This is a genomic window from Clostridium sp. AWRP, assembly GCF_004006395.2.
Taxonomy (GTDB): domain Bacteria; phylum Bacillota; class Clostridia; order Clostridiales; family Clostridiaceae; genus Clostridium_B.
Map to the genome: position 1 here is coordinate 3,341,548 of NZ_CP029758.2, position 25,481 is coordinate 3,367,028.

A 25,481-nucleotide genomic window follows, 5' to 3' on the forward strand; every position below is an offset into this window, starting at 1 on the left:
TCTTTTCAGTTTTGGTTTTCTCATTAGAAAAACAATAGTGAATAGGCAGTCAATTTTATTTACTTTCTCACTGGTCTGATATACTTAAAAAATCGTTCTGGATCATAATACAAATAAATTATTCTACCGGGAGAAGTATCAAAACAGTAACTAGTGCCAGAAAAATCAAAAGTTGCCATTGCCTTTTCAATCTTTTCCTCCACACTACGATTTTCCTGCTCATAATCGAATGGCCCATGTTCAAAAACAATATACTCGGATTCAGGAACATCAATCATAAGCATTTGTGGTGGTACTTCGCCTTTATAATCAATAGGAAGACGTACTCCATAACACTCTGTACGTGGAATACTCCAATCGCAAAGTCTGCCTTCCGGATCATTAATGTACGCCATAATCTGACCGCTGCCGCTGTTAGATTCGCTCCCACCATCATCATCCAATTTGCCCTTGATACTATCCAGTAAGCCGCAGATTGTTTCGCAGTCCTGTCCTGGAATAAGACTTTGCTTTTGCCAAAAATCCCAATATCCATTACTCTCATAGTTTTTAATGTGCAAAAATTTGTGTGCGGGAATGGTTACAAAATAAATTTTAACATCATCTGTAGATTTTATCATACCAATCTCTCCCAATCCTAAAAAGTAGCGGTCGAAAGTGCTTATTTTTGTACGAAGAACGACAGGATTAGGCTTTTTTCTGTATTCACTTGGAGTTACCCCATATGTCCTCTTGAAAGCTCTGGTAAAAGCTTCATGTGATGAAAAACCATAATCAAAGGCAATATCCAAAATGCTTTTTTCACTATCCCGAACCTCTTTTAGTGCAAAGGCTAATTTTCTATGCCCTAGATAATCCCTAAATTGCATACCCGATACTTCTTTGAATTTCCTCGTTGTATAAAATTCAGAATAACCCAGCCTTCGAGAAAGAAAGCATAGTGTCAAGGCTTCATCATTATAATTTTTAATACATTTGTCAATTTCATCAACGATTATTTGAATTTGCTTCTGCCACTCGTACATTCGTCTGTTCACCTCGTTTCAACCGTCCTACACATTTATTATAAAGAAGTAAAGAGATTACCGCTTGATTTTATTTGCTGTTATTTTATTTTTCTCTTTTAAGTTCTGCATCTTTGCTTATTTTCACCGTAATCTTCATGCTAAATCCCCATATTTTCATTTCTATCATAAATATTATATACATTATATTTACTATCCCAAATATATCTTTAATTTGATTATTATGTACATTTCTACAGAAAACTAGATTTCCTCTAAATTATGGTTATAATGCATAAAATAACAAATCTAATTTACATATATAGAATCATCAAAATTAAACCTCTAAGGAAGTAGAAACTATTGCCTTTTCTTTGAGAAATGTTGTATATAAAATGTATATTATTGATATTAGTAAAAGCAATCACAAATATTTTCAAAGCTAAACAAAAATACCACAAGGTTCAGCTTGAATAATGTGGTGTTCAATTAAAATATTCAATTTTTATAATCGATTCATTAAAAAAGACAATTGTTTATGCTAATCTAATATTAGGTCAAGTGCTCATTGAAAACTAGGTCACTTAACGAAGAAATTATGATATCCTATTAGCAATATGCTAATAGGAGGATAGCGGGAAGTGATTAAATTGTTACAGAAACAGAAAATTATTTTAAAACACATTGAAGGAATGAGCAATAGAGCCATTGCAAGGGAGTTACATATTAGCAAGGATACCGTCAACAAGTATATTAAAGAATATCAGAATCAAAAGTCAGAATTACTACAAACTAATCCAGAAATGGACCCTTCAGAGCTTATTCAAGCAATTGTAGAGAAACCTAAATACAATTCTGATGGACGCAGACCTACTAAAGTAACACCTGAAATGATGGAGGAAATTGAAGTCCTTTTAGAACTCAACCGTAAAAAACGTGCAGAAGGAAGACAAAAACAAACTCTCAAGAAACTTGATATACATGAAGAATTGTTAAAAAAAGGGTTTAATATAAGTTATGCCACTGTAAAACGTCTTGTAAAAGAGATATGTGAAAAACACAAGGAAGCCTTTATTCGCCAGGAATATGATTATGGTGACGTGTGTGAATTTGACTGGGGAGAAGTTAAACTTAATATAGGTGAAGAAGGCTTTAAAAAATATCAGATGGCAGTATTTACTGCTGCTAAAAGCAACTATCGCTTTGCAATGTTGTTTAAATCACAAGATACTCCAGCATTTCAACAGGCACATGCTGATTTTTTTGAACACTGTCAGGGTTCTTTTAGAAGTATGGTTTATGACAATATGAAAGTTGCAGTTAGAAAGTTTGTCGGGCCCTATGAAAAAGAACCAACAAAAGCTCTTATGGGACTCTATATATATTACGGATTCAATTTTCGATTTTGCAACATTGCTGCTGGAAATGAGAAAGGACATGTAGAGAGAAGCGTTGAATTTGTAAGAAGAAAAGCATTTAAAATTAAGGAATGTTTTGACTCTATTTCAGATGCTAACAAGCATCTATTAGAATGCTGTATGCAGATAAATAGTAAACCTATTTCTAATGATACAGTTCCATTAGAAGTATTTCATCAGGAAAAAATGCATTTAAATCCACGCTTGCCTATATTTGAAAGCTGTATTGCCCTAGAATATAGAGTAGACAAATATTCGACTATTATAATAAGTCAAAATCATTATTCAGTACCTGATTTCCTTGTTGGGAAAATGCTGCTAGTTAAAGTATATACAGATAAAATTGTTATTTATCATGAAAATATCATTGTTGCAGTTCATAAAAGAAACTATCTTAATCACAGCTGGAATATTCAGCTCAAACATTATCTTAAAACTCTATATAAAAAACCAGGTGCCCTACATAAAAGCACAGCACTGCTTCAAGAGGACACCAAAATACAAAACATATTCAACAAATATTATAGCAAAGATGCAAAAACATTTCTAGAAGTTTTAGAGATTATCTATGAAAGAGGTGTTGATGATGTTGCCAGTGCCTTAATAAAATTAGAAAGAATATCGCCACTGGATATGAGTAGAGATAAAGTGATGGCTATTTGCGATTATACTTCACAAACTAAATACAGTACTAGGAAAAACTATACAGATACCCTGTCGGAAAAGTCAAGGACAAGCCTTTCTTTGTACAATAAGCTTGCTAATCTACAATTTGAAAGGACGGTATAGGGATGAAAATAAAATTCAATGAAGAGATTAAAGAATTCTGCAATATACTCAAACTCAGAGGAATACATGACCACTTTGAGGAAGTTATTGAGGAATCCAGAGATTATGAAGAATTTTTGCACAAACTACTGCTGCTTGAGATTGATGAAAAAGATAAACGTGGAGTTGAGTGCCGGATACGTAATGCAAAGTTTCCATATAGAAAATACCTTGATGATATTGACATAAAATATCTGCCTGAAGGTATGCAGAAAAAGCTTCCTGAACTCAGTACTCTGGCATTTATAGAAAAAGGTCAAAACGTAATTTTAGTAGGTAATCCAGGTACAGGTAAAACGCATGTAAGTATAGGACTAGGTATAAAAGCTTGTATGGAAGGATACAAAGTGTTGTTTACCACTATTCCATTGCTAATAACTAAGCTTAAGGAATGTAACAGCCAGAAAACATTAACTTATTTTGAACGTAGATTTGAAAAGTATGACTTAGTAATAGCAGATGAACTTGGATATATTTCTTTTGATAAAGAAGGTGCTGAGCTGCTTTTTACAAATCTTTCTTTAAGGGCATCAAGAAAATCAATAATAATAACCACCAATTTATCCTTTGACAGATGGGAAGAAATATTTGCTGACCCAGTTATAACAAGTGCTATGGTAGACAGGCTTACACACAAAGCACATATCATAGACATGACAGGTGACTCCTATAGACTTCATGAGTCTCTTAGCCAATGCTAAAATTTAGCACCTATGAAAATTCATAGGTGTAACATCTTATAATTAGTGACCTAAAATTCAATGAGCAGATGACCTAAATTTCACTTGACATATACAACAATTTAGTAAATCATCAGTATCACTTATATTACTCACTTTATTTACTTGAAAATTATACTTAATTTTACTTTCAAGTTCTAATTGTTCATAATAATTTTCTATTTGACGCTGCTCTTCATCATCATCTTCTTGTTTTTTCTTTTGTTTTAATTCTCTAGCTTTTTCAATTTCAGCTAGTTTCTTAGGTGACGGTACAGAGCCACCACTTTCAACCCATGATCCATCTTCATTAAAAGTTATGGTAGCCGGGGTTTGAATATCACCTCGAGCCGCAAGAAAACTGTTATGAGCAGGCTGCTGTGCAAAAAAATCTTTTATAACACTGTCAACATACTTCTTTTTTTCTGGATTAGCAGCCATTTCTTTCTGCAATTTAAGTGGTATTGTTATAGTTGTCATTGTTCAAAATTCATCACAAACAACACTTGTAGAATTATGTTTACCGTCTAAACTGCTAATTAAGTTTTGTTCATTCATTATTTCGTTAAAATCATACTTACCATTTACCTGCTGCTTTAAGTTTCTTTCTAAGTTAAAACTATTGTTTAACAGATTGCTTACTTTTTCCATGACAAATTCCACCTTCCATAAAATATACGTATAATTTGCTGTATCTTTTCACAAATATTATTCGTAATACTTACTCCATAGTTATTACATGTCTGTAGTAACTACAAATTTAATGACAGTTTTGACTAAATACGTAAAAATTATATCATATTTGTAATACTATTACATAAATATGTTAATGAAATTTTTGTTGGCGAAATTAATGATTATAATTTAAATCAGCTTTACAACAAATTTAGAAAGCAGCATAATATTGTTTCTTTGTAAAAATAAGAAAATGCCCTAAAAGTACACCATTGTCATTACTTTTAGGGTACAGTAAGTTTACTTCACATTTTTACGCTTTTTTACACTAGTTTCACCTTTAACTTGAATAGTATTGTTATCACTATTTTTCTCTTTTGAATCAACTTTATTATGTACTTCAACTGTTCTATCATCTGCATTAGGCTTATTCTCTGTAGATTTTACTGGATTATCTTTTTTCTTGATTTTATCCAATTGCTTTTTATATTCTCCAATTCCTTTTTGAATTAACTTTGCACTTTGTGATGTTTTTTTTATCTCAGACGAAGTATAATTTAATGCTATTTCAGCTTGTCCCATATTTCCTTTTGCTTTAGCCTTTTTATATTCAGAATATGCAACTCTTCCATTCCTTTGATGAAACGAAGCTGACATAAGTCCCATCATAATTTCTTTATTTATACCCTGAGATTTGTCATAAGCTTCTTCTTCCGTTTCTTGTTTAGTATCTTCTTTAGTTTCTGATTTTTTATCCAACTTATTAGACTTTTCTTCTAACAAACGTTTTTGAATTTCCTTAATTGACTCATCTTTTGTTTCTTCAGAAACATCACTTTCCTCAATTTTTTTCATTTGCTGCTGCAGCTGTAATTTTTCTTTATCTAGAGGACTTGACTTACCAGTGCTAGTACTATTTGCTTTATGTTTCATATTATTAATCATTGTATTTGATATAATATTTATTTTCATGTATATACCTCCATTTTGTCAAATAAAATTATATATAAATTCTCGGAAAGTATTTACTTAAAATAATATATATTGTTGTGAACATGCTTTTATTTGTAGTGAATATATATCAAATTTGAAACATAATATTTAATATAAACATATTTTCTCTGCTTTCAATATATGTATTTCCAAAATATTTATCCGCAATATTTTGTATGTTCATCATACCTATTCCATGATTTACATAATCACATTTATCAGTAGAAATATGCTTCTCTTTTATATAGCCTTTCATACTATTTTTTATTTCAAACACTATAAATGATTTATTAATAGTACTCGTTATATGTATATATTTTTTTATGCTATTATCTGTAATTTTTTCACAAGCTTCTATCGCATTATCCAGGGCATTACCAAGTACTATACATAAATCGAAAGGATCAACTTTTATTTTATTAGGTATCTTGGCATCACACTTAAAATCTATCCCTTTGTCTATACTTATATTATATTTCTCACTTATAACGGCATCTGCAAATGAATTTCCTGTACTTACCCTTAAACTAATTTTTTCTAATGAACTGGTTATTTTTTTCAAATAACTCTCTGTACTTTTTATGTCACCCTGAAGTAATAAGTTTTTGATACAAATCAAATGATTATTTATATCATGTCTAAATGTTCTTGTATTTCTAATTTGTACTTGTAAATCTTTGTAATGCTGAGTTTGTATACTAAACTGTTGTTTTAAAAGTAATTCCCTTTCTCTTATAATACTTTCTTGTGCAATTTTAGCTAAAGTTATTACTGTAAATACGGCACAAATTAATCCAGTGAATGCAAAACCCAACATTTTGATATTACCTAGTAACGAATTTCTCATATTATTTTTATAATATAGTTTAAAATATTCACATATTAATGATACTATGAATACATTAGGGACAACAAAAAATATCGTATACTTAAAATTCTTAAATTTATAATCAAAATAATGATTTTTCACTATAAAATTGAGTATTAAGAGATACAACAATTGTAAAATAATTAAAAATATATAATTAATTATTGCTCTCACTTGTTCTGTTTCATAAGATGAATTTGCTATAATAACGTAATAATCTATCATATAAGTCACAGGAATTGTGACATACTGAATAAGCTCATTAAAACAAACATATGCTATAGTTATTATGATTTTTTTTAAGTATGTACCTTTACAAAATATTAAAGAAAAGATAAAAATCCATATAGCTGTTGGTATCCATTGATACACACTTTCAATGCTAAATTTACTTACAATTAGAAAAGGTATATTACATGTTATTAGCATCAATACAATTACATACCAAGATTTTACTTTAAATCTTAAAAACTTTTCTAGTAATATATATGGAATAAAGAAATTCAGTACACATGAAGCAAAAAATAATAGATTCTTTATTATACTAAAAATAAGCATATTCTATACTCTGCCTTTCTTTATATATCTTAAAAAGGCTCTAGAAAATTCATCATATTTACCTTTTGCTAATATTATTTTTGTATTATTATCAAGCACTATTTCAGTCTTATTAAATTTCATTACATATTTAAAGTTTACTATGTAACTCCTATGACACCTAAAGAAACTTTCTTTAGGAACCTGTTTTTCTACATTTGCTATCTTATCATAATACTGTATAATTTGTTTTTCAGTATGTATACTTATAATTCTATTTTGTACCTCAAAAAAACTTATATCATCTAAAAGTACCTTTATTGTAGTATTTTTTCCCTTATTAATTATAATGCACTTTTCATTATTTTTTTCATCATCAAACATCTTTAAAATTCTATCTACAACTTCTAATATTTTTTTCTCATCTATAGGCTTTATAAGATAATGAAATGCACATACATCAAAGGCTTCAAAAACATATTCTCTAAAAGCCGTTATAAAAATAATCTTGGTAGTATTATTGCTTTTTCTTATTTTCTTAGCTATATCTATTCCAGAAAGCTTGTCCATTTTTATATCTAAGAACACAATATCAAAATAGTATCCAGAAGAAATCAATTTTTCTCCACTACTATACTCTTCTATTTCATAACAAACATTGTCATAATTATTTTCTAAAACATTTCTAACTTTCTTTACAATATCTATCCTCTGAAATACTTCGTCATCACAAACTGCAATTTTAATCATAAGTACTTTCCTTTCTATAAACATCTTTTATTATTTTATCATATATCCTATAGATAGAGGTTTACACCCCCCACATAAGTATTTTTTATCTTGTTCCAAATTCATTACAAACGCTTCTTCATAAAACCAAAAAAAAATTTGTACTTCTCCATAATTTGCTGTAAATTAATAATTATTAATTTACATATTTTAAGGAGTAAAGATATGAAGGGAACTATTCAAAATTTAAATATAAATGAGCATCATTGTTCACTATACCTTCCACCTGACTACAATATACTTGATGTTAATTATCCTGTTGTATACATTAACGGAGATAACAATATTGAAGAAATGCTAAATTCCATAGAATCTCATTTTGATGTAGACTGCAGTGCTTTTATACTTATAAGTATTGAATCAAAAAATTGGAATAATGATTTTTCTCCATGGCCTGCACCAGCTTTAAGCAAAAACAGAGAAGACTTTAGTGGAGGTGCATATGAATATCTAAGTAACCTTACTAAGCTTATCAAGCCTTTTATAGATACACATTACAGGACAAAAACTCAACCTGAAAACACTGTACTGATTGGATATTCCCTAGGTGGGCTTGCAACTTTATACAGCCTTTACCTATCTGAAACCTTTGGAAAAGTAGGAAGCTTATCTGGTTCATTATGGTATGATGGGTGGATTGAATTCATGAGTTCCAATTCTCCTATAAATACTGCTGCAAAAATATACCTCTCTCTTGGCAAAAGTGAAGAACGCAGTCGAAATCAGCGCATGGCCAAAGTTGGAGATTGCACTAAAAAGACCTTTTCTATATTGTCAAAACAACTTGTATCTACACAAAACATAACACTGGAATGGAATAATGGCGGCCATTTTACTGAAATTTCCAAAAGATTTAGTAAAGCACTGTTATGGCTTATGCATATATGATAACAAATGGATCAGGATTCATTTGTTGGTGTAATGGTACATTTGTAGTTATAGCTCTTTCTAGCATTTTAACACCTTCCTAAACTATAAAAAGGACCTAGTTACCTCAATAACTAGATGCCCTTTTATCTCACCTTACATTAACAATAGACTTCCACTATACTCTTTTTTCTGTCCCCTATAGTTACAGCCGCTTCTTTCAGCTTTCCTAATTCATTACTTAATTTTCTAAAATCAAATATTAAAAGATACCCTTCATCAAGTCCATATTGCTCTAAGTATTCTCCTAATTGTACTAAACCCTTTTGATGATACTCCTCACCATTCCACCTTTTAAGTTCTAATATATACATTTTTTTATTAAATAAGATAGATATGACTGTTTCAATCCCAATGAAATAAGAGCTGGCCACATAATGGGTATTAATTCCACCACGTAGCCAGTTTTTACACCTATGTCCACTGTACCCATATTCTAGCTGTTGTCTGAGGACTTTTTGTTTAAACTTATGAGTTTAAACAAAATAATCAATAGTGCAACTCCTGCTATTGCAGATAAAATATATCCTATACTTTCAGGAATTCCATTAACTGAATATTCTGGCATTATCGCATTAAAATTAAATCCTTCTTTCATTGCTTTTGGAACAAAACCTACAACATTTTTTATTTCATCTGTTCCCCATTCACCCCATGCAGTTCCTTTAGCTAAAAGTCCAAGGGGTGTAAATACAATAAGTGCAATTATTAAGCCATAAATAGGTTTTGCTTTTTTAGCAGAACCTTCATAAATAACATCTGGTGAAACCTTTTTAACATAAGCATAAACTCCTGCAGTAATTACTCCTTCCAATACTCCTGCTACTAAAATATGAGGAATTATCATTGCTGGAATAGATATTGATAAAGGATAGGGACTATACAATGGCATACCCACAGCATCTTTAAACAGTAAAGGTTGAATACCAAATTCAATTGCTGTACAAAAAGCTGCAATGTTGATTCCAATATAAGAACTTATAAAGGCAGATATGTAGCTTTTTTTTTCACTTTTTAATCTTTTATTAAGAAATACATATATATAGTATCCGGTAAAAGGCAAAATAAATGCTATGTTGAAACAGTTTGCACCGAAGGATAAAATACCTCCATCACCGAATAATAATGCTTGTATTAAAAGAGCCGTTGAAACTGAAATACATGCGGCTTCCGGTCCTAAAAGAATTGCTACTAATGTACCTCCCACAGCATGACCAGTTGTACCTCCTGGTAATGGTATATTAAACATCATAATTAGAAAGGAAAATGCTGCTGCTATTCCCATTAAAGGCACCTTTCTCTTGCTTACTTCCTTTTTTACTTTTTTTACCGCTCTTCCCCATATGGGCAGCATAACAGCCCCCATAATAACACATGTTGATGGGCTCAAATAATTGTCTGGAATATGCATAAATAATACCTCCCTTTATTTACAGACGTAATATACCCAAGATAAAACGTTTTTATACCTTCCACCTAACTACAACTTGATGCTAAATATCCTAGTATTACAAATTCATTACATATACATTTTTCTAGTCTAATTTCAGTTTGCGAACACTTGTTCTTTTATAAAAAATGAGTTATAATTAATTCATAGAAATACAAAGATTGGTGATGAAGTATGGAAATAGGTGAAAAGTTAAGAATTTTATCTTCTGCAGCCAAATATGATGTATCTTGTTCATCTTCCGGCTCAAATAGGCATTCAAAAAAAGGCAGTCTTGGTTCAGCAGATATAAGCGGTATATGCCACAGTTTTACTCCAGATGGACGGTGTATATCCCTGCTCAAGATACTTTTAACAAATTGCTGCATATACGATTGCTCGTACTGTATCAATAGAAAATCCAATGATATTGAAAGAGCTTTTTTTACTTGCGATGAAATTGTAAATCTGACCATGAATTTTTACAGACGTAATTATATAGAAGGTTTATTCTTAAGTTCATCAATTGTGAAAAATGCCGACTTTACAATGGAACTGCTTACAACTGTTGCTTATAAACTAAGAAATGACTATAACTTCAGAGGTTACATTCATATGAAAGCAATTCCCGGGGCTGACAAAGACCTTATAAAAAAGGCTGGTTCCCTTGTAGACAGAATGAGTGTAAATATAGAACTGCCATCAGCAAAATCACTTAAACTATTGGCACCTGAAAAAAATAAGCATGATATTTTTAAACCTATGGGTGATATTAAAAATAATATTGTTGCAAATAAGTATGACCGTAGAAAATATAAAAATTCACCTGTATTTGTTCCTGGAGGACAAAGCACCCAACTTATTGTTGGGGCTACAAAAGAAAATGATTTAAATATACTAAACTTAACAGAAAACTTATATAACAAGTTTGATCTAAAAAGAATTTACTATTCCGCATATGTTCCTGTTAATAGTACTCCCAATCTTCCAGATATTAAAACTCCACCTACTTTAAGAGAGCACAGGCTGTACCAAGGTGATTGGCTGCTGAGGGTTTATGGATTTAAAGCAGAAGAATTATTAAATGAAAAAAATCCTAACTTTGATATCAACTTTGATCCTAAAACGACCTATGCCTTAAATAATATTCATCTATTTCCTATTGAAATAAATAAGGCTCCTTATAACATTCTTATAAGGGTTCCTGGAATTGGAATACGTGGTGCACATAAGATAATAAGTGCTCGCAGAATTGGTTCACTGGACTTTTTTGATCTAAAAAAACTTGGCATAGTCATTAAAAGAGCACAATATTTTATTACTTGCAAAGGCAGATATTATGGAAATGTGAGATTTGATGATATGCGAATTAAGAAGGCTCTTTCTCCTGAAATTGATTTAAATTCAATAGATAAGGGAAAACAATTAAGTTTCTTTGATAATATGGATAATTTAACTATCCCTAAAATTTCATCGAATAATAAGCTGCTTTTGTTAAATGATAAGTCCACCTCAATTACTGGTGAATTATAGGAGGTTATGTCTTGAAAGAATATATATATGATGATACTTTTGAAGGTTTACTTACAGCTATTTTCTATGCCTACAGCTGCAAAGGAGATTGCATCATAACCAAGTCAAAAGACTATATACCTTCATTTCTCAATGAAATTTTAAATATTTCAACTGAGTACGATAAATTTGATAGAGTTTATAAGAGCATCATAAAAAAACTTAACAGAAAAGTTTTAACAAATATTTATTACTTATATCTTTGTGGAATACCAGATTCCAATTCCATTGCTTTAAAGTATCTTAAACTTTGCTATAAATATGGTACAAATATTAATTTGGCTAAAAATAATGATATTATAATTCTAGTTGATAAATATATTAGAAAAGTTACTGCTGAAGCTCATAACTTCAATGGATTTGTAAGATTTAAAGAAATAGCACCCTTAAGTTTTTATGCTCCTATAGAACCTGATCATAATATTTTACCATTGATACTCAATCATTTTGCAAAAAGATTTTCCGATCAGAATTTTATAATTCATGATTTAAAAAGAGAGCTTGCAATAATATACAACAAAAAGACCGCTATCATAACTGAATTTAAAAAGGAAGATGCTAAAATTTTAAACTCAGCAGATGGCAAATTTGAAGCTCTCTGGAAAACTTTTTATAAATCCGTCAACATAGAAGAACGTAAAAATTTAAGGCTGCGCAGCCGCTGCATGCCCAGAAGATATTGGAATCACCTTACAGAATTTAAATAATAAAAAGCTATACAAGTATTCATAAAATTGGTAATATAATATTAGAAGAAAAACAACTTTACATTTGTACAAATCAGTGTCGAGTTAACCACTTTGAAATATACTCATTCAAAGCGGTTTTTTTGTTTTTTAAGGGGGTTTTATTATGAAAGCATTACTTTTAAAGAATATTGGAACTGTAGTAACATTTAATGACAAAGATGAAATACTTAAAAATGTAGACATATTAATAGAAGGTCCAAAAATAACTTCAATAGGCAAGAACCTTAGTGTACCTGATAGAGCAGAGCTAATAGACTGTACCAATCTTATAGCTTTGCCCGGATTTGTAAATACCCATCACCACTTATATCAAACATTATTTAGAGGAATAAAAGAAGTTCAAGAAAAGCCACTTTTTCCATGGCTTATTGGATTGTACGAATTTTGGAAAAACATAACTCCCGATGCAGTATATTATGGTGCTTTAGTTGGTTTTAGTGAACTATTAAGAACCGGATGTACCTTAACTTCAGATCATCACTATGTATTTCCAAACAATCAGCCTCAAACTTTAATAGATGATGAAATCAGAGCAGCAAAAGAAATAGGAATTCGTTTTACTGCAACAAGAGGCTCCATGTCTTTAGGCAGGGATCAGGGAGGACTTCCTCCAATGACAGTTGTTCAAGAAGAAGATAAAATATTAGAAGATAGTGATAGACTTATAAGCAAGTATCATGATGCAAATGATTTTGCAATGACAAGAATCGCACTAGCACCCTGCTCACCATTTTCAGTTACGAAAGAGTTAATGCTTGAAACGAAGGATTTAGCTAGAAAAAGAGGGGTTATGATGCATACTCACCTTGCAGAAACGCTGGATGAAGAGAAATTTTGCATTGAAAAATACGGAAGAAGACCTTTTGAACTTATGGAAGAACTTGAATGGGTTGGCTCTGATGTTTGGTATGCACATGGTATATATCTTAGCGATGAAGAAATAGATAGATTAAATGGAACAGGTATTGCACACTGTCCTTCATCCAACATGAAGCTCAGCAGTGGAATCTGCAGGACTTCTGAAATCGTTCAAAAAGGCGGAAAAATAAGTATAGGGGTTGATGGAAGTGCTAGTAATGATGGTTCTAATATGTGGGAGGAAGTTAGACGTGCCTACCTTCTAAACCATTTAAAGTATGGAACAAAAGGACTTAATGCTTATGAAATATTAAAGATTGCAACAAGAGGTGGAGCAGATGTGCTTGGAAGAACTGATACTGGAAGGCTAGATACCGAAAAAGCTGCAGATATAATATTATTTGATCTTAGCGGAATTGAATATGCCGGATGCCATGATCCACTTGTTTCATTAGTATGCCTTGGGAACTCAAGTTATACCAAAATGACCATTGTTAACGGAAATATAGTTTCAATAGATGGAAAGCTTATTACCATGAATACAGATGAAATAGCAAAAAACGCTCATAAAATTGCTCAAGATATAGTTAAACATGAAAGAGAAAATAATGTGTAAGTCAATGAAAAATTTCTTTTTAAGAGAACGTACCCAGATTTGTGTAAATCAAATCTAGGTACGTTCCCGATTCCTTAGATAGGATTCATTATCTAAGGAACCTGCCTCTTTGTCTGATAAACAAAGTTCTAATCATCAGATAAAAAATATCCGCTCCATCTTTGGTTTGTTATTTTCTTTCAAGCCCTTATAAAAAGGTCTTGTAGTCATCGTAATTCTTTTTTAAAAGTTCCGGAGTGTTTAAGCCATATGGACATTTGCTCATACACTTGTTACAGTGAATACAATCCTCTATTTTTTTCATCTTCTCCTGCCACTCCTTTGATAGATATACATTCTGCGGTGCACGGCGGAGAAGAAGACTCATCCTTGCACAATCATTAATTTGAATTCCAGCAGAGCAGGGCATACAATACCCGCATCCACGGCAGAAATCACCAGATAATTCTTTTCTGTCATGTTCAACCTGCTTTTTCATATCTTCTGTCAAAACTGGTGGATTATCATTATATGACAAGAATTCATCCAATTCACTCTCACGCTGTATACCCCAGATTGGAGCAACATGTTCAAACTTTGCAAGATATGCATATGCTATGGCAGAGTTTGTAATAAGTCCTCCTGATAAAGCTTTCATTGCAATAAAACCCATATTATTTTCCCTGCATGCTTTCACAATTTCTATATCTGCACTGCTTGCAAGATAAGAGAATGGGAACTGAAGCGTATCATATAAATTTGATTCTATTGCCTCTTTTGCTACTGCCAATCTGTGATTTGTAATTCCGATAAAACGGATTTTCCCCTGTTTTTTTGCCTCAAGCATTGCATCATAAAGTCCCGATTCATCACCAGGTTTTGGACAAAATGCAGGATTATGAAACTGATAGATATCAATATAATCTGTCTTAAGACTTTTAAGACTTTGCTCTAAATCCTTCCAAAAATCATCAGCATTTTGTGCTGCTGTTTTTGTACTTATAGTAATCCTATCTCTTATGTAAAAAAAGGCAGCTCCAAGCTTTTCCTCACTGTCCGAATACGCTCTTGCAGTATCAAAATAATTGATACCATTATAAAATGCCTTCTGCAATAAATATACAGCATCTTTCTTTGAAATACGCTGTATTGGAAGTGACCCAAATCCATTTTTACTTACAACTAGTCCAGTTTTTCCTAATGTTACAGTTTGCATATTATCATCACCCTCTCTAAAACTTTAGATATTATTATACACCATTAGTAAGAAAATTTATGATTGATTTTCCAACTTATTATATTTGTAGCTTTTTTCTAAATTTTCAATCTCTAATATGTTTATTCTATTTTAACTCAGAAATCTTATGATATATCTTATTATCAGATATTACCTATCCCTGCTTTGAAGCTATAACTTCTTTTGTAATTTTAATAAACTCGTGACATGCCTTTGTTATATAATCTCCTTTTCTATAAGCCACAGCAAGTATGAAGTTTATGTCATCTATTAAAAAGTAGTTTTTGTAATTGTTTGTGTTAAAAAAACTTATTACACTTTCTGGGACTAAGGTAAAGCCCATACCTGCATTTGCAAGATTATATGCAGTATCAATATTTCTAACTTCAATAATAATATTAGGTTTAAATTGTGCACGTTTAAACAATTCATCTGCGATGAATCTCATTCTATGCCCCGGCTTTATTAAGATAAATTTTTCATTTTTTAAGCAGCTAAAATCTAACTTTTGCCTTTTTTCAAGCTCTGTATGATCCCCTGGAGGAGCTATTAGAAATACCCTTTCAATTGATATAGGTTCATATACTATACGACTATCTTGTGTTGGTAAATGCAAAATGGCAATATCAATTTTTCCTGCTATTAGCAGTTCTTCTAACTGTCTTGCAGAATATCCTTCAATAACAATTTCTACATTAGGAAATTTTTTATAAAATTCAGGCAGAACCAAGGGTAAAATATACCTTTCTGTAGGAACTGGAATACCAATTGTAATACGTCCTTTTCTTGAATCTGATATATCATAAAGTTCCTTCATTAAACATTTCTTTGAATTAAGAATATTTTTAGCTGTTTCAATGTATTTTTCTCCCGCAAAAGTTAAAGTAAGGGGGCTTGTAGATCTATCAAATAGTTTTACTTCTAATTGTTTTTCCAATCTCATAATATACTCACTTAAAGACGGTTGTGATATATAAAGTTTTTTTGCAGCTTTAGAGAAGCTCTTTTCTTCTGCTATAGCTATTACATATTCTAATTGATGAAAATCCATATTAATAAAATCCTCTCTTTATATGAATTTTAACTCATTAAATTAAATTATTATAGTATTATCCTATCAATTATATAACATTAATAGTATTATTCAAATAACATTATTGGATTTATAATAGACTAAGAGTATTAATAAAAAGTATACAGAGACTTTCGTATATTTAGTTTTTACTGAAAAATTTGATGCAATATAAGAGGTAATATAATATGCAACTAATATCAAAATTAAACAGTACATTTTCTGCTCTTAAGCATAAAAATTTTAGATATTTTTGGACAGGGCAGTGCATTTCATTAATGGGCACATGGATACAAAGAACAGCACAAGCATGGCTTGTATATAGTATTACAAAGTCAGCATTTCTTTTAGGATTATTAGGAGTCTTTCAATTTGGGCCTGTATTTTTATTTTCACTGTTTATTGGAGTTTTTATAGATAGATTTTCTAAGAAAAAACTGCTTATATTAACTCAGGTTATTTTTATGGTACAATCACTTGTATTAGCTTATTTAGTATGGATACATGTGGCTAAATATTGGCACATTGCTGTACTTGCAGTGATTTTTGGATTTGCCCAAACTATTGATTTACCCGTAAGACAATCATTTTACGTTGAACTCGTAGGAAAAGAGGATTTGATGAATGCAATCTCTTTAAATTCTACAGTTATTAATTTGGCAAAGATTGTTGGACCTTCTATTGCAGGTATCTTGATGGTGAAACTCGGTACTACTACCTGTTTCTTTATTAATGGAATAAGTTTTATACCTGTTATTTATGGAATATGTAGAATAAAAGTTAAAGAGAATAAGTTAAAGAGAAATAATCAGAATGTAATAAAAGAAATTAAAGATGGTATTAAATACATAGCAGACAATGATATTTTAAAATTTACAGTTCTACTTATGATTATAGTATGTGTATTTTCAGCAAATTCAGAAGTTATAATACCAGTATTCACAAGTGAAATACTAAAAATGGGAGCAAAAGAGTACAGCTTTCTTTTATCAGCATTTGGTGTAGGAGCATTAAGCGGTGCGATTTTTATGGTACTAAGAAGTAAGCTTGGACTTAGCAAGACCATACAAATTGGAGATGCAATATTAATATCAATAGCTCAAATATTTACATACTTTTTTAGGCAATATTATATAGTTGCTATTTTGATAGTGTTTATAGGATTTTTCTATTTAACATTTTTAAACATGTCAAATTCTATCTTACAGCTTAATATAACAAATGAGTATAGGGGACGAGTTATGAGCATATATTCTTTAATTACTTCAGGTTCTGCTCCTATTGGGAATTCATTTGCAGGTGCTGTTATGCAACAGGCAGGCGCAGGCTTTGGATATTTTTCATGTGGTGTATTTACACTACTACTAACAATTGCTTTATTAATCATAAAAAGCAAGTCCAAGAATACACTAAAGAAAATGGCAATGACTAAATTATAGCTCGTAGTGCATCTCTTCTAGGTCTAAAACCATATGAACATTCGGGAATGGGTATAGATTTGTTTTTTACACAAATCTATACCCATTCTCTTTTCTTCTTTAAAAATAGTAAATGTTTTAATATTTGCCTCGAAACCCATAATTATAATTTAAACTTTTGTACAAGTTCATTAAGTTTCTGAGCACTGCCTGCCTGGATTTGTGCTGTTTTAGCCGCCTGTTCAATTCCCTGTGTAGTTTCATTTATACTCTCTTTTATCACAAATGCATCTTCTGAAGATTTCTGAGCTACTTCTGCCATATTCTGTGCTGCTTCACTCACCTGATTCATGGTTGCAGTAAGTTCTTCTGACATAGACGCAATTTCTTCCGACGTTTTACTTACAAATTCAGCCTCGCTATAATATTGATTTCCCATACTTCCAAAAGCTTCAAATCCTTTACCCACATCTATATGTACAAAATCCAATATATTATTGCTGTTCAATGACAGGTTTTTAAATGCTTCATGGACCTTTGAAATAGTGTCCTGAATACCAGTTGTTGCTTCTGAAGACTGCTCAGCAAGATTTCTTACTTCATCCGCAACTACAGCAAATCCTTTTCCTTTTTCTCCAGCTCTTGCTGCTTCTATTGCTGCATTTAATGCAAGTAAATTGGTCTGCTGCGCTATGCTCGATATCGTATCAGCCATAATTTTTATGTTTTCTACTACTTTACCATCTTCAATTGCCTGCAATGTTTTTTCTCTTTTTTCATTATAGACTTTTCTTGTTCGCTCGATTGCCCTTTTACCACTTTCCTGTACAGTTAAAGCATGCTCTTTTGACTGGTTTGCACTATTACTTCCATCTAAAGATTTTTGTGAAAGCTCACTTATACTAGAATTAACCTCCTGGATAGATGCTGTAATTTCTTCAGTAGATGCACTTGTTTCTTGTACTCCAGATGTAATATTGTCCACAGCATTTTGCATATTTTCAGTTTTAGAATAAAGTTCCTCAACAGTAGCAGATAATTCTTCGCTGGCTGCACTCATATCCTGAGAATTTTCCATTATATTGTGAATAAGATTTTTTATATTGTCTCTAGCATTTGTAAGGGCAACTACAGTTTCTCCAAATTCGTCTTTTCTGGCCATTGAAGATTTATATGATAAATCATATCTCTCTAGTTTATGTGCAAAATTAAGTATGTCATGAAGTACCTTGTTTATGTCATTTGATGTAAGCAATCCTATCAATATTGCAAGAGCAAATCCAAAAATTATCAATATAGCCATTATTACACTTGACATATTGTATAATTTTACATCGTCTTGATTATCGTTTTTTGCATAATTGAGATTTAAATTTATTAAATCATTTAAACTTTTAGACATATTTTCTCTCATAGGTGTCGCTTTATTTAGCAGTTCACTTTCTGCAGATTCATAATCCTTTTTTGATGAAAAATCATCAATATTTTTAACTTCAGCATTATAACTTTTCAATTGATTTTTAAATGTTTCCCATGCATTCTTTTGTGAAGCATCCATTTGAAATGTATCAAAAGTTTTAATATATTCGGCATTATTGCTTTTTTTGGCATTTATATCTTTTTCAGCATCTTGCCTTTTTATATCACTCTTTTGATAAACCATTTTTAAGGTATCTGACCTTATATCAGATAAATTCCTGTTCATATCAGATAACTTATAAACAATCTGCATATTTTGATTGTACATGTTTTGGGAATTACTTGAAACTTTCTTTAAAGATATTGTTCCCACTATTCCTACAATTAAAATCAATGCAGCTACAATTAAATAAGAAATAAGTAATCTTACTTTTACTTTTACATTTTTCAATAAGTTCATTAGAGCCCCTCCTCATATTAAACAAAATGAATATTTTGTATAGAAAATAATACTTTCATACTTATTTGCTATTTCTTTATTTTGATATTATTCCATAAACTGAAAATTATAACATATATTATTACATTTTATTTAAAATAATAGTAATATTTTGATATTTTTTTTATAATCAGCGGATTTTACTTAATAATATGTTATAATATGTTATAATTTATTAGTCAAAATATTCATAATGTATAGTTATTTAAAAAAGTATTTAATTAGCTGATAATAGATTAAACATCGTCCATTTATTTTTAGAAGTAAAAAATTTTAAAAAATTATATTAACAAAATTATATATAAGTGGTATTATAAAAGCTGTTAGTAATAATTAGATGTCATTAATGATACTAAAAGTAACAAAAACAAAATAGTAACTATATTTTAATGGGGAGCTCATGTTTTGGGCTGAGAAAGGACTAGTAAGTACCTGACTCTTATAACTTGATCGGAGTAATGTCCGCGTAGGGAAGGTTTAAAATATTTAGCACACCTGTTTCTACGGGTGTGCTTTTTAATTTATCAATTTACATAGTAAAGGAGCAAAGAAAAATGTATTTAGAAGACACAAAAATTTCAAAGGCTATTATTGATACTTACAAAAATAAACTAGAAGATGTTTTACATTCAGATGTAATTATTGTTGGAGGAGGTCCTTCAGGTTTAGTAGCTGCAAGCTATCTTGCTAAAGCTGGAATTAAAACAACCCTTTTAGAGCGCAGCTTGAGTATTGGCGGCGGCATGTGGGGCGGCGGTATGATGATGAATCAGATCGTTATTCAAGAAAGTGCTAAAAGCATCCTTGATGAATCTAACATTGGATACAAAAAATATGAAGAAAATTACTATACAGCTGATTCCATTGAATGTGTTTCTGGACTTACTTTCAATGCAGCACAATCTGGAGCCAGAATATTAAATTTGATTACAGTAGAAGATGTAATTGTTAAGGATAAATGTATTTCAGGTCTAGTTATTAATTGGGCCGCTGTTGAAAAAACAAGAATGCCTATTGATCCTATAATGATAGAATCAAAATATGTTCTTGATGCTACCGGACATGATGCATCAGTTGTAAATAAATTAGTAACCAGAATGGGAAATGTTTTAAACACTCCTAACGGAACTTTGGAAGGCGAAAAGCCAATGTGGGCAAATCGAGGAGAAGAACAGGTGGTTGAAAATACCCGTGAAGTTTACCCTGGTCTTTATGTATCTGGTATGGCTGCCAATGCAACTTTTGGTGGTCAAAGAATGGGACCAATTTTTGGAGGTATGTTAATTTCAGGACAAAAAGTTGCCCAGGAATTAATAAAGAAAATAAAAAGCCGTTAACATATGACATACATAGGTTAATTACTCTATCCTATATTTAAAATAAAAATGTATCCTGCAGAATAGACACGGAAAATGATATCGTATATAATCTTACAGGATACTCTTATATTTAATCAATAACCTTATGTATCATTTTTTGAAATGCCTTATCAGATAGGATTTCATTTGTAACAAACTTACCATTATAAAACAAGCTATATGTAGTAAACGGTGCTGGGGACATTCTTGCTTCCTTAGTTGATTCAAATCGTATTGATTTAAATGCAATTTTTTTCTCAGAAGCAACCTTTTCAATGATAGGCACATACTTTGCAGTAAACGGACATTGATTTGAATAATATAAAACAAAACCTTGCTCTTTAATTGAAGGTACTTTTATATGTTTCATAAAACTGGGCTTAAGTACATTTTCATGAAATGGCAAATAAAATAATTCATAGAAAGGCTTTGAAGTATCAGCCAATTCAAATTTCTTATATTTTAAATACTTAGAATCTGAAATATAAGGAATTTTCTTTTTAGCAGACAATATGACTAGCCCTAATTTCCCCTTTTCCCTACTATCAGAAATACAGGCATTCAAAAGTTCATTTGAATATCCCTTTCCTTTAAATCGCCCCGATACCCACAGACAGTCAATAAACATATAACCCTTTGCCTCAATAGGACACCATGCATTTTCTGCTGGCACATATTCTATAAAACACTTTCCCCTGACATTTCCTTTTAAAAATACCAGTCCTTCTTTAAAACGTTTCTTCAGCCATTCTTTTTTTGAAACAACCTGGCAATCTTTATTGCTTGAAATTGCACAGCAAATATGTTCTTCCTCTATATTTTCTTCCGTAACCTTTATTAATTCCATTTTACCACCTTCTTAGATTTTATTTTACTATATAATATATCAAACATAACATGACAACTGCATGTCATCTTTGATATATTTCTTCAAGTTCATATTTTCTTCATAATCAAAAGTATAACTTGATCTATAGCAACTGGAAATATATACTCTTTATTAAAAGTAGAAAATGCTTCTAAATTGTGATATATTGTTAATAAAATATTTCACAAAATTATGAGAGAAGGAATTATAAATGGAGAAAATTTTTCAATCATTGATTAATACTGCACCAGTCATAAGTGAAGCACTTGAAGGAAATACAGTTATCACAATTTGGGATAAAGAAAAATGTATATATGCTCTAGACAGTAAAAATAAAAAATCTACTGTAAAAGCCGGCGACAAATCCGACATGAATCTTATTGAAAATGTTGGTGCCAGTGATACCATTTTTAATAAAAAGGAAACATTTAGAGCTATATTTAATAAGAATGAACATGGTATAGATGCTAAAGTTACCATAATTCCTGCAATTAATAAAAACGGACAAGTTGTTGGCGTATTAATTTTATCAACAGACATAGAAAGCGCTATAAAAATTAAAAAATCCACATCAGAATTAAAGAGTTCTCTTCAAGAAACAAGCTCAAGTATATCAGAAATTACTAACGATGCTGTTAAATTGTCTGAAAAGTTAAATTATATTATAGAAAATACTGAAGTAACAAAAAAATTAATAACTGAAAGCAATGAGGCTATTAATTTAATTGAAAGCATCTCAAAACAATCTAATCTTCTTGGACTTAATGCTGCAATAGAGTCTTCAAGAGCTGGAGAATATGGAAAGGGGTTCTCTGTAGTAGCAGGAGAAATGAGGAAATTGGCATCAAATAGCAGTGAATCTTCTAAAAAGATCTCATCAGCACTTGTCGAAATGAACAATAATATGAAAGTAATAATAGATACTATAAATGAATTGGGCCAAATAGCCACAACTCAAGCCGGTTCATTAGAAGAAGTATCTGCAGCAATAACACAAATTACTGAAAATTCACAGGTATTGGTTGATAATATGAAGTTACATTAATGTAAGTTGAAAAATTTAATTTAACTTTTTCTCAATTTTGTGATTAATTAATAATGCATCACCTTTGTATAGTATAAGGTGATGCATTATATATAAAATAAATACCATGTGCTATCCTTTTATTAAGAAACTATAGCATAACTATCTAATAATTCTTACCATTACAACTCCATTGATTGCCTTAATTTTTTCCAGTACCTCAGAAGTTACATTACCATCAACATCTATTATATTGTATGCAATTTTTCCCTTATGACTATTTAGCAAACTGGCAATATTTATTTCATTTTGTGCTAATATAGTTGTTACCTGTCCAACCATATTAGGAACATTGATATTTCCCACTAAAAGCCTTATGTGACCTTTGTACTCTAGATCACAATTTGGGAAATTTACTGAATTTTTAATAGTACCTCTTTCAAGAAAGTTTCTAAGTTCCTCTATTGCCATAGCTGCACAATTTTCCTCTGATTCAGGCGTTGAAGCTCCTAAATGAGGAATTGTAATAATATTATCATTTCCTATTAATTCATCCTCTGGGAAATCTGTGACATAGCAGCTTACAGTGCCATCTTCTATTGCTTCAAGTAAATCTTTATTTACAACTAGTCCACCTCTTGCTATGTTTATTATTTTCATACCTTTTTTCATAATTGCAAACTTTTCTTTATTAATCATACCTTTTGTATTATTATTTAGTGGAACATGAATAGTAATATAATCTGCTTCAGCAAGTAAGCTATCAAAATTCATCTCTTTTTCTACCTTTCGAGAAAGATTCCATGCTGAATCTACGGATATGTATGGGTCATACCCTATTACCTCCATACCAAGTGCAAGTGCATCATTGGCAACTGCTGCTCCTATAGCACCCAGTCCTATAATTCCAAGCTTTTTTCCTTTAATTTCTGGGCCTTGAAACTGACTTTTGGATTTCTCCACTAACTTTGCAACATCTTCACCTTTTCCTTTAAGAGACTTAGTCCAATTTATTCCTCTATATATCTTTCTTGAAGAAAGAAAAAGAGATGCTAAAACTAACTCTTTAACAGCATTTGCATTAGCTCCTGGGGTATTAAATACAACAATTCCATTTTCAGAACATTTGTCTATTGCTATATTATTAACTCCAGCTCCTGCCCTTGCAATTGCTTTAAGATTTTGAGGAAGTTCGGCATTAAGCAAATTGAAACTTCTAAGAAGAATTCCGTCTGGATTATCGAAATTTTCCCCAATTTCATATAAATCATTTGGCATTGTATTAAGTTTTTCTTGTGATATGTTATTGTACTTTTGAATTTTAAACATTTAATTGCCCCCTATATCATTTATCTGATGGCTGCCTACTGTAACACTCCCACTAAGTAAGATTCCTTGATAGAAAATAGCTTGACCATTTGTCAGATTTATTATTATATTATCAAAATTCAAGCATTTGGGCAACTCTACTATAATACAAATGCTGAATTATTTACTCAACTTTCGCAGTTTAAAAAAATTACGACCTAATTTTTTTAATTGAAAGTTGAAAGTTGAAAGTTGAAAGTTGAAAATTGAAAATTGAGAGTTGAGAGTGACGGTTGATTTTTAGCTATCGCAAAAAATCTTTAAACTTATATGAACCATCAATGTTTGACTTTAGCGAAACAAGGCTTCAAAATTTAATTAAAGATTTTTTGTAGTGTAACGGAAAAAAATCCACATTAACTCTCCACTTTCCACTCTCAATTCTCAACTAATCAAATTGCGACGCAAGTTTTTTATATTAAGTCAAACTTTTACATATGCAAAAGTTGAGTTATTTATTTATACTATTATAAATTTAACCTATATTTAAGGTTACAATGTTATATTTTATCTGATGGCTACCTACTATAACACTTCCAATAGGTAAGATTCATTGATATTAGAAATTGAAAATAACTATTTAGGTAAGGAGGAATACCTGATGCAGCAGTATAAATATGGCATTAAATATGAAACATTGTCACCTGAACATGAATTTTATAAAGAATCTTATATACTATTAGAAGGAGCAATTATTGAAGTTATCTCCAGATTGGATATTATTCGAAAATACAAAGTAGCAAAACAATGTAAAGATCCTATTGAACACTGTAAGGCGAGAATTAAGTCGGCTGAAAGTATGAAAGAAAAATTGATGCGAAAAAATTTACCTGTTACGGTAGAAAGTGCTTTAATGGAAATCCACGATGCAGCTGGAATCCGTGTTATCTGTCCATTCTTAGATGATATTTATTGGATTGTAAACATGTTAAAGAACCAGCAGGATATTAAGATTATTAAGGAAAAAGATTATATTTGCAATCCAAAGCCAAATGGCTATCGTAGTTATCATATGATTTTACAAGTGCCATTACATCTAGAAAATAAGATTGAAATGGTGTACTGTGAGATTCAAATACGTACTATTGCAATGGATTGTTGGGCAAGTTTAGAGCACCAGTTAAAATACAAGAAAAACATTTCTAATGAAAAAATGATTATAAATGAATTAAAACGTTGTGCAGATGAAATTGCTTCAACAGATTTAAATTTGCAAACTATTTCAGATATGTTAAATGAAATACAATATTAGGGATT

General features: G+C 30.7%; 22 protein-coding genes, 1 pseudogene and 1 riboswitch. Of the genes and pseudogenes, 10 read left to right on the top strand and 13 right to left on the bottom strand.

Annotation, left to right across the window (positions count from 1 at the left end):
• Positions 1-59 precede the first annotated feature (59 nt).
• Entirely contained in the window at positions 60-1,025 is a 966-nt protein-coding gene (locus DMR38_RS15365; protein ID WP_127722123.1) for a helix-turn-helix transcriptional regulator, read from the bottom strand.
• A 620-nt stretch (positions 1,026-1,645) separates the two neighbouring features.
• Here DMR38_RS15365 and istA point away from each other — a divergent pair.
• Positions 1,646-3,211, top strand: coding sequence for an IS21 family transposase (gene istA, locus DMR38_RS15370; protein ID WP_127722124.1), 1,566 nt, complete (start codon positions 1,646-1,648; stop codon positions 3,209-3,211).
• A 2-nt stretch (positions 3,212-3,213) separates the two neighbouring features.
• Entirely contained in the window at positions 3,214-3,951 is a 738-nt protein-coding gene (istB, locus tag DMR38_RS15375) for an IS21-like element helper ATPase IstB (RefSeq protein ID WP_127722126.1), read from the top strand.
• A gap of 57 nt (positions 3,952-4,008) precedes the next feature.
• On the opposite strand, the gene DMR38_RS15380 is transcribed toward istB, so the two are convergent.
• The 5 genes from DMR38_RS15380 to DMR38_RS15395 all read right to left on the bottom strand — a co-directional run bounded on the left by DMR38_RS15380 (position 4,009) and on the right by DMR38_RS15395 (position 7,792).
• Positions 4,009-4,449, bottom strand: a complete 441-nt coding sequence (locus DMR38_RS15380; RefSeq protein ID WP_127722127.1) for a DUF6033 family protein — start codon at positions 4,447-4,449, stop codon at positions 4,009-4,011.
• A 3-nt stretch (positions 4,450-4,452) separates the two neighbouring features.
• Entirely contained in the window at positions 4,453-4,620 is a 168-nt protein-coding gene (locus DMR38_RS21925) for a hypothetical protein (protein ID WP_175413030.1), read from the bottom strand.
• A gap of 324 nt (positions 4,621-4,944) precedes the next feature.
• Entirely contained in the window at positions 4,945-5,616 is a 672-nt protein-coding gene (locus DMR38_RS15385) for a hypothetical protein (RefSeq protein ID WP_127722128.1), read from the bottom strand.
• A gap of 109 nt (positions 5,617-5,725) precedes the next feature.
• Positions 5,726-6,454, bottom strand: coding sequence for an ATP-binding protein (locus DMR38_RS21930; protein WP_175413031.1), 729 nt, complete (start codon positions 6,452-6,454; stop codon positions 5,726-5,728).
• Positions 6,455-7,066: 612 nt separating this feature from the next.
• Positions 7,067-7,792, bottom strand: a complete 726-nt coding sequence (locus DMR38_RS15395; protein ID WP_127724099.1) for a LytTR family DNA-binding domain-containing protein — start codon at positions 7,790-7,792, stop codon at positions 7,067-7,069.
• Between the two features lie 204 nt (positions 7,793-7,996).
• On the opposite strand from DMR38_RS15395, the gene DMR38_RS15400 reads away from it, so the two are divergent.
• Entirely contained in the window at positions 7,997-8,719 is a 723-nt protein-coding gene (locus DMR38_RS15400) for an alpha/beta hydrolase-fold protein (RefSeq protein WP_127722131.1), read from the top strand.
• A gap of 140 nt (positions 8,720-8,859) precedes the next feature.
• On the opposite strand, the pseudogene DMR38_RS15405 reads toward DMR38_RS15400, so the two are convergent.
• Together DMR38_RS15405 and cbiM are read right to left on the bottom strand one after the other, a co-directional pair.
• A pseudogene (locus tag DMR38_RS15405) lies at positions 8,860-9,084 on the bottom strand (AAA family ATPase); the annotation flags it as partial.
• A 110-nt stretch (positions 9,085-9,194) separates the two neighbouring features.
• Positions 9,195-10,169, bottom strand: coding sequence for a cobalt transporter CbiM (gene cbiM, locus DMR38_RS15410; RefSeq protein WP_127722133.1), 975 nt, complete (start codon positions 10,167-10,169; stop codon positions 9,195-9,197).
• 213 nt (positions 10,170-10,382) lie between these two features.
• Here cbiM and DMR38_RS15415 point away from each other — a divergent pair, with 213 nt between their 5' ends.
• The 3 genes from DMR38_RS15415 (at position 10,383) to DMR38_RS15425 (ending at position 13,982) form a co-directional block, all read left to right on the top strand.
• Positions 10,383-11,720, top strand: coding sequence for a putative DNA modification/repair radical SAM protein (locus DMR38_RS15415; RefSeq protein WP_127722134.1), 1,338 nt, complete (start codon positions 10,383-10,385; stop codon positions 11,718-11,720).
• Between the two features lie 11 nt (positions 11,721-11,731).
• A complete protein-coding gene (locus DMR38_RS15420; RefSeq protein WP_127722136.1) occupies positions 11,732-12,466 on the top strand; it encodes a TIGR03915 family putative DNA repair protein in 735 nt (244 codons plus the stop codon).
• A gap of 145 nt (positions 12,467-12,611) precedes the next feature.
• Positions 12,612-13,982, top strand: a complete 1,371-nt coding sequence (locus DMR38_RS15425) for an 8-oxoguanine deaminase (RefSeq protein ID WP_127722137.1) — start codon at positions 12,612-12,614, stop codon at positions 13,980-13,982.
• A 187-nt stretch (positions 13,983-14,169) separates the two neighbouring features.
• Here the strand turns inward: DMR38_RS15425 and DMR38_RS15430 are convergent, their stop codons facing one another.
• Both DMR38_RS15430 and DMR38_RS15435 read right to left on the bottom strand, forming a co-directional pair.
• Positions 14,170-15,177 (bottom strand): aldo/keto reductase, encoded by a 1,008-nt coding sequence (locus DMR38_RS15430; RefSeq protein ID WP_127722138.1) that lies wholly within the window; start codon positions 15,175-15,177, stop codon positions 14,170-14,172.
• Between the two features lie 175 nt (positions 15,178-15,352).
• Positions 15,353-16,249 carry a LysR family transcriptional regulator gene (locus DMR38_RS15435; RefSeq protein WP_127722140.1) on the bottom strand — a complete coding sequence of 299 codons (897 nt, stop codon included), beginning with the start codon at positions 16,247-16,249 and terminating at the stop codon, positions 15,353-15,355.
• Positions 16,250-16,458: 209 nt separating this feature from the next.
• Here DMR38_RS15435 and DMR38_RS15440 point away from each other — a divergent pair, with 209 nt between their 5' ends.
• Positions 16,459-17,709 (top strand): MFS transporter, encoded by a 1,251-nt coding sequence (locus DMR38_RS15440; protein ID WP_127722142.1) that lies wholly within the window; start codon positions 16,459-16,461, stop codon positions 17,707-17,709.
• Between the two features lie 142 nt (positions 17,710-17,851).
• On the opposite strand, the gene DMR38_RS15445 is transcribed toward DMR38_RS15440, so the two are convergent.
• A complete protein-coding gene (locus DMR38_RS15445; protein WP_127722143.1) occupies positions 17,852-19,567 on the bottom strand; it encodes a methyl-accepting chemotaxis protein in 1,716 nt (571 codons plus the stop codon).
• Positions 19,568-19,986: 419 nt separating this feature from the next.
• Positions 19,987-20,096: riboswitch (TPP riboswitch) on the top strand.
• A gap of 64 nt (positions 20,097-20,160) precedes the next feature.
• Between DMR38_RS15445 and DMR38_RS15450 the strand changes: the two genes are divergently transcribed.
• A complete protein-coding gene (locus DMR38_RS15450; RefSeq protein ID WP_127722144.1) occupies positions 20,161-20,943 on the top strand; it encodes a sulfide-dependent adenosine diphosphate thiazole synthase in 783 nt (260 codons plus the stop codon).
• Positions 20,944-21,055: 112 nt separating this feature from the next.
• Here the strand turns inward: DMR38_RS15450 and DMR38_RS15455 are convergent, their stop codons facing one another.
• Positions 21,056-21,811: a GNAT family N-acetyltransferase gene (locus tag DMR38_RS15455; protein ID WP_127722146.1), complete on the bottom strand. Its 756-nt coding sequence runs from the start codon at positions 21,809-21,811 to the stop codon at positions 21,056-21,058.
• Positions 21,812-22,043: 232 nt separating this feature from the next.
• Between DMR38_RS15455 and DMR38_RS15460 the strand changes: the two genes are divergently transcribed.
• Entirely contained in the window at positions 22,044-22,877 is an 834-nt protein-coding gene (locus tag DMR38_RS15460) for a methyl-accepting chemotaxis protein (protein ID WP_127722148.1), read from the top strand.
• 141 nt (positions 22,878-23,018) lie between these two features.
• Here the strand turns inward: DMR38_RS15460 and DMR38_RS15465 are convergent, their stop codons facing one another.
• A complete protein-coding gene (locus DMR38_RS15465; protein ID WP_127722149.1) occupies positions 23,019-24,185 on the bottom strand; it encodes a phosphoglycerate dehydrogenase in 1,167 nt (388 codons plus the stop codon).
• 640 nt (positions 24,186-24,825) lie between these two features.
• Between DMR38_RS15465 and DMR38_RS15470 the strand changes: the two genes are divergently transcribed.
• On the top strand, positions 24,826-25,476 hold the full coding sequence (locus tag DMR38_RS15470) for a GTP pyrophosphokinase family protein (RefSeq protein ID WP_127722150.1): 651 nt from the start codon (positions 24,826-24,828) through the stop codon (positions 25,474-25,476).
• Positions 25,477-25,481 lie beyond the last annotated feature (5 nt).